Source organism: Nostoc sp. JL23, assembly GCF_017115065.1.
In the GTDB taxonomy this organism is placed as follows: domain Bacteria; phylum Cyanobacteriota; class Cyanobacteriia; order Cyanobacteriales; family Nostocaceae; genus Nostoc; species Nostoc punctiforme_A.
Genome location: NZ_JABXKN010000138.1, coordinates 1 through 5963, shown reverse-complemented (window position 1 = coordinate 5963; position 5963 = coordinate 1). Strand labels below are relative to the sequence as shown.

The 5963-nt window shown below is 41.3% G+C and carries 5 protein-coding genes; 3 read left to right on the top strand and 2 right to left on the bottom strand.

Annotated features, from left to right (window positions below; all coding sequences use genetic code 11):
* Positions 1 to 157: 157 nt before the first annotated feature.
* Genes HWQ42_RS29445 through HWQ42_RS29435 form a run of 3 tightly spaced genes read left to right on the top strand, consistent with a single transcriptional unit; the run spans position 158 to position 1519 of the window.
* Entirely contained in the window at positions 158 to 802 is a 645-nt protein-coding gene (locus tag HWQ42_RS29445; RefSeq protein ID WP_292818151.1) for a hypothetical protein, read from the top strand.
* Between the two features lie 58 nt (positions 803 to 860).
* Complete coding sequence (locus HWQ42_RS29440) at positions 861 to 1136, top strand: transposase (RefSeq protein ID WP_292818149.1); 276 nt, start codon at positions 861 to 863, stop codon at positions 1134 to 1136.
* On the top strand, positions 1130 to 1519 hold the full coding sequence (locus HWQ42_RS29435) for a hypothetical protein (protein WP_292818146.1): 390 nt from the start codon (positions 1130 to 1132) through the stop codon (positions 1517 to 1519). The genes HWQ42_RS29440 and HWQ42_RS29435 overlap by 7 nt, the downstream gene beginning before the upstream one ends.
* A gap of 167 nt (positions 1520 to 1686) precedes the next feature.
* Here the strand turns inward: HWQ42_RS29435 and HWQ42_RS29430 are convergent, their stop codons facing one another.
* Both HWQ42_RS29430 and HWQ42_RS29425 read right to left on the bottom strand, forming a co-directional pair.
* Positions 1687 to 4221, bottom strand: coding sequence for an AAA-like domain-containing protein (locus tag HWQ42_RS29430; protein WP_292818142.1), 2535 nt, complete (start codon positions 4219 to 4221; stop codon positions 1687 to 1689).
* Positions 4222 to 4228: 7 nt separating this feature from the next.
* Positions 4229 to 5629 carry an AAA-like domain-containing protein gene (locus HWQ42_RS29425; RefSeq protein WP_292818140.1) on the bottom strand — a complete coding sequence of 467 codons (1401 nt, stop codon included), beginning with the start codon at positions 5627 to 5629 and terminating at the stop codon, positions 4229 to 4231.
* Positions 5630 to 5963: the final 334 nt, after the last annotated feature.

The window sequence follows — 5963 nt, the reverse complement described above, 5'->3', positions numbered from 1 at the left end:
GGCTGCCGTCGGCAGCCCCTTCATCCCCCCTTTAAAATGATTATCATTACTGTTGGTGGAATAGTTTATTTTCTGGAAGTCCCTGAATGGAAACTCAAGTAAAGGAAAAGCAGTGCTTCGCCATGTAACTAAAATTCCCACTCGCTGGGGATACTAATTGAATGGAAACCAAGTGGAGGAGACGGCTCACGTGCCCTTGGAGGGCGCGTCGCCTCAGACTGTTCAAGGCGTGTCAGAGAATGATATTGACTTACCTGCGGTAACGGACTGTACGACGCTAACGCTTGCGGATGCTGCACCGAGTCAATCTGCTTCTCTACGAGATGCTGCGCGAACGTTGTTAGCTGAAAACCAGGACTGTGGTGTTGATCCGAGAGGCTGTCATGAAGGTACTTGTTCCGCCGCGCCTGTTGCCCAAAATGAAAAATCTTTAAATTCTGCGATCGCTAATCAAGCACAGGGGCAAGTAGAACAAAGTAATTCCGCTTCGTTGATGGTTGAAAATTCAGTTTCGGGTGTAGAAGTCAAAACAGTTGATGAGGGTAAAGGTTCCGCCGCGCCTGTCCCCAGTGCTGAAAAGTGGTCGCATGAGGCGATTGTTGCGCGGTCAAATATGCGACCTGTAAGAAGGGAAAAACTGAATCGAGCGGCAAATTCGGAGGAGAATCCGGGGTTTGACTTTTTGCAAGAATGCTGGAATGATGACCCTGCCTTACAGATCGTGATCAAAAAGCTTTTAGCGAAGTTTCCGCAGTGGGGGATTGCGATCGTGGATGGGGTGTTGGTTGATTGGGAGGAGTAGTGAGTCTGTACAACAGTCCATAAACTAAACTATTCATATTGTCATTTACGTATTTGTAATGTCTCGTCCAAAACGTAACTTGCAATCTGGATTTTGCTACCACATTACAACCCGTTGCAACAACCGGGAGTTTCGTTTGACACGGCTGGAATGTCGTGAAGTTTTGCTTTACGCCATCAAGAAAGCACAGTCAAAGTATGAATTTAAGCTCTATGCCTTGTGCATAACGAGCAATCATGTTCATTACTTGCTTAAACCCCAACGCCTGAAGACCTTCCCAACATCATGTACTGGCTCAACTGGTACACTGCAATGTGCTTCAATCAGATGTTGAACCGCACAGGTCATTTTTGGGAGAAGCGATACCACAGTACAGGTTTTGCCAACACGGATTATCGACGGGCTTTGAATACCTTGCGATACATTCACGCTAACCTCAAAGCAACCGGGATACAGCAGGGCTTTTTCTATGACTTCAGCAACTATGGAACTCATGACCGCTTGAGCAATAATGGTATTACGCAGTGGCATCCGTCGTTTTTGGAGTTAGGGCGGACTTTGGAGGAATGCGCGGCTAAGTACCGCAGGTTTTGTCAAAAATATCGACTCAAAGCCAAGCCAAAGGCAAGGAATCACTGGGATAGCAAATTTTTACCATCGATGATAAAGGGTGGTAAGTCGAAAAAGTTGTCGCCTGGACAGATGAGCCTACCCTAAAACAAGCAGAGGTGACGAAGAGTACTGAGGTGCATGAGGTAGCAGCTAAATTTATTCAGGCGAATTGTTACAACTAGCTTTACAGGTATCGGATTTATGAAATGCTGATTATTGCGTGGAAAATAATGCGTAAATAAATGTTTACAAACTTTTAAAAGCCTTATATGTTAAAGTTTACAAGTCACAACGCGAGAAAAGAACCGCTCCGCCAACACGTCCCCAGGGAATATAGCCATACCATCAACAATTGGGTAAACGTAGTTTCCTGTTATGCTAGGTAGCCCTCCCCTACCATATCCTGAGTTTTTTTTAATACGCTTTATTAAATCGTCGTAGCTCACCGCTCCTCTTGAGCGGCTCGTAGTGTCCTCTATTTTGTCGTCATACCATCCTACTGCCTTGGCAAACCGCAAATAATTTTCAGAGTCCTTGTCATTCCAGTCTCCTGGTTTTACACCCAGTCTATTTTTTGTATCTATCCAAATTTTCTTCTGCACACTAAAACCAAAACGGTTGGCTGAATAGCTGACCCAAAGCTGCTCGATTTTTTGCAGCCTGCCACAAGAGAAAGTATTAATGTTATCTAAATTTAAATATCCTTTCCTTTCTCTTTTAGCAATATTAAGCATGAGCTTATTTGTTTCTCTGTCAGCCGACTCGCAATTTTTTGCCTTCAGAAAATATTCAAGTTGAGCATATAAATGTTGTGTTAGGGACTCTTCAATCTGTTTCTTCAATTCTTTATCTTGAGGGTTTAGATTAATTAAACTCCGATGAACTGATTCAATATTTTCGCCTGTAAGCAACTGATCGACTTTAGTAAAATTAGTTTCATTGGGATGAGCCTTGAAAATACTAAATGCTTTTTGATAAGACTCTATAGCTTCCTGAGTTTTTTTATTCTGGGCTAGTAAATCACCTTGACTTTTCTGAACTAATACTTTAACTTGTAAGCCTTGGTTAGATTCTAAAATTTTATTATCCGCTTTTTGTAATAACTTCTGACTTTGCTTAATTTTTGATTCTGCCTCTTTCAGATTTTTTAACTGTTGATGTGCTTGTGAACTTGTAGCAAAAACTAATGCTTGTTTAAGTTGGTGATTATTAATATTAAAAGATAATGCAGATAATCTTAAAGCCTCATTTGAACTAAAGTTAATATCTTTTGAGTTAGAATTTTCCTTGGTTTGTAATTCTCCAGCTAGTTTATTTAATTTTTGAACAGATGAGACTTCTTCTTTAGTTTCACTAACTTGCTTATGTGCTGATGCACCTAAAATTGCTGCACCTACAACAGTAACGGCTAAAACAACAACTCCAATACCAATTTGTCGTTGAGCTTTCTTATTTGCCTGATAGAGCAATTGATTTCTTGTTTCTGCTGCCTCCTTATCTTTCCTCTCTCTTTCTAATGTAGCTTCTTGTTCCTTAGTTGCAATCTCTTCCTGAATTTCTTTCTCTTTACTGGCTGCTAAGAACTGTTTATCCTGATAACTTAAGTTTTTATCTTTCGCCCATTGTTCTGCTGATTGTAAAGCTTTGCCTCGCAGCAGCCGTGAGTCATCAGCACCTCCAGAAGCCACCCAAAAGCGAAAATTTTCAGAATAGGGACGCAGGTTGTTTAGTTGGTTTTCAATCCAATTAAAATTAAATATCTCACGATAAATCTGGTTATAGATTCCCAGCTTACCTTGCTGTCTAACAACTAATCCTGAAAGCTGTAGCTCACTTTGTTCTAAAGTATCATCTGCTGTTACCTCAGATTGTTCTTCACTCAGCCTGACTTGCTGATACAGTTCTAGTAAGTACCCTGCCCGTTGTTCATCCCGCAAAATTCTGGCTTGAATTGTTCGTAAATGTTCTGGTTCATCCTGCGATTCCCAGTTTTCAATGATGCGTGACCTGACTACTTGTTCTACTGAACGAGGGTTATCCTGCTCTGATTCTTCAAGCATGAACTGACAAAGCTTTTGCGTCAGAAACGGTTGCCCCCCAGTCCACTGCAAAATCTCCTGCATTATCTCCTGGGGATTACTGAATTTACTCTGCAAACCCCTCTCTAACGGCTCAACTTCATGCAATTGGAAACCCTTAAGAGAAATAGGCTGACCAATATTAAACGGAGTACGCTGTTTATCTGCAATTAAATTACTCGGTGATGCTACCCCCAGTAAACAAAAAGTGAGACGATTGTAATCAGGATTATCAACTCGTTTGTTATAGCAAGCACGAATCAATGCAAAAAAGTCATCTGTGGGAAAATTCAGACTGAGTACGCTATCAATTTCATCAATAAAAATTACAATATTTTCTTGAACTTCTACAAGTAATACTTCTTCCAAAAACTTGCGAAATCGCGTCACCAATGAATTTAACTGATTTGCTTCCCACCAATCACCAAAATCTAAATCTAATCCAAAACTGTCAATGAGCGTGTCAATTAAGTCTGCATACCATTGTTCGGGAGGGACATTCTGAATACCTCCAGCAGAAAGGTCAACGGCTGCACACTGTACGCCATCATCTCTCAATCGCTGCATGGTTCGCACACGCAAGCTGGATTTACCACTTTGGCGCGAATTCAGTACGTAACAAAACTTTCCTTTTTTCAGTCCTTCATATAACTGTGCATCAGCTTCTCGTATGACGTAGGTACTGGCATTTTCAGGTAGACTTCCAGAGAATATGTATTGGTCAACCATGATTCATCTACCCCAAACGAGTTGAGAAATACTGACGATACAAATCACAACCAGGAACGCAATCATTACTAACAAGTTTTACTAATCCCAAGCTATGCAACTTAAAGACAACTTCAGTATCTAGCCTAACAGGTGCATTTGCCCTCACTACTTTTTTATACCCTATTTCAAGCTGAGGATTATGTTGTAAATGCCACAGTTGTTGCCGCAAGTGATCACTGAAGATTCCCTGTTCTGTTGGTGCAAGTCTTAACAATTCTTCTAAAGTCACTTGCTGGCTTTTGAGGTGAGCGATCGCAGATTGTACCAAGTAAGGATGCCCCCCAACTAACCCCATCAACTGAGCCAAATCTTGTTCTCTTAGTAATCCTAAATCTTGCTGTTTGGTGAGGGTTGTTACTTGTTGCAGATTAAATTCGGGTAAGTCAATCGCCAATCCCACATTAAACGGGGAATGATTACTGTCTAAGGAGGGGTAAGATTCAGTCGAATGAACTACTACTAACCGCAGCTTCTTCCAGATATTACCAATCTTGTCTCCTTGTTTCGCTGCCTCATACCATCCCCGCAGTAACAAGCAGAATTGAGGGAAAATCTCTGGATATTCAAACAGTCTCTCAAAGTTATCTATAGCTAAAATTAAGGGAGTATCAGTAAGTGATAATAAATATTTTTGAAAATAACGGGTACAGTTTTTATTCAGCCCAAAAACCTCTTGCCAATGTTTTTCTAGTTGGGGTTCTAGCTCCAGACTGTCAGCAACATCAACACATAACCATTGTAGAAATGTTTTTAAGTTAGCCAGAATATCGATATCAGCGAGTTGTAAATCCAATTTTGCGGTTTGATAACCCTGGAGTCTTGCATAGTCTAGGGTTTTTTCCAGCAGTAATGTTTTACCCATTCTCTGCGGGGCTTTAAGACGAATCAATGCTCCCGGTTGTACTATAGCCTTATAGCATTTGTCCTCAATTGGTGGTCTTTCAATATATATAGTTGTGTCTGTTTCTACCCCAGAATTATCAGCCGCTTGCAACTGTTGTTCAATTGCATCCAACTTGTCACCAAGCTCTTTTAATATGCCTTCCTCAGCCTGAAGCTGTTGTTCATATTGAAACTTGCGGGATACATCGGTTTCAATTACCAACGCTGTTCGTAGATTTGCAACTTTCTGGCTTTGAAGGGTGTAGGCTTTTTCGAGTGAATCTTTTTCTTGTTGCGATCGCTGTCGTTGGTTCTGCGATTGGACTGAATTACCTGATGCCGCCGTATGCTGTCCAAGGTGAATGTTGTAGATGTCGCCGCCAATTCGTCCAGCGTTTACTGTGTCAGCATTAATCAACCCACCGCCAAATTGGGTATTGCGTAAGTCATTGCTGACTTGCTTTGGGTCTTGTGAGTCGGGCATGGGTCGGTTTGGGCAGGTTTAAGCGTTGTTGTGAATATTACCACCTATTTGTTCTGAGTTAACTATCTCGGCATTCAACTCGTCGATTGTCTATTCTTACTCATCTAAACGTCGTGCGATCGCCTTTGATAATTCATCAAAATCTGACTCACTGTGAATGTCTGGAGTTAGCGTATTCATGTCTTTGAGCAGATTGGTAAGTTCAGCAATGGTATAACGAATTTCGGTGTATAAATCTATTTCTTCTCTAAGGGACTTCCAGAAAATAAACTATTCCACCAACAGTAATGATAATCATTTTAAAGGGGGGATGAAGGGGCTGCCGACGGCAGCC

Excerpts from the sequence above, each read along its gene's own strand:
- HWQ42_RS29440 (WP_292818149.1), top strand. The coding sequence starts at position 861 with ATGTCTCGTCCAAAACGTAACTTGCAATCTGGATTTTGCTACCACATT.
- HWQ42_RS29435 (WP_292818146.1), top strand. The coding sequence starts at position 1,130 with ATGTTGAACCGCACAGGTCATTTTTGGGAGAAGCGATACCACAGTACA.
- HWQ42_RS29430 (WP_292818142.1), bottom strand. The coding sequence starts at position 4,221 with ATGGTTGACCAATACATATTCTCTGGAAGTCTACCTGAAAATGCCAGT.
- HWQ42_RS29425 (WP_292818140.1), bottom strand. The coding sequence starts at position 5,629 with ATGCCCGACTCACAAGACCCAAAGCAAGTCAGCAATGACTTACGCAAT.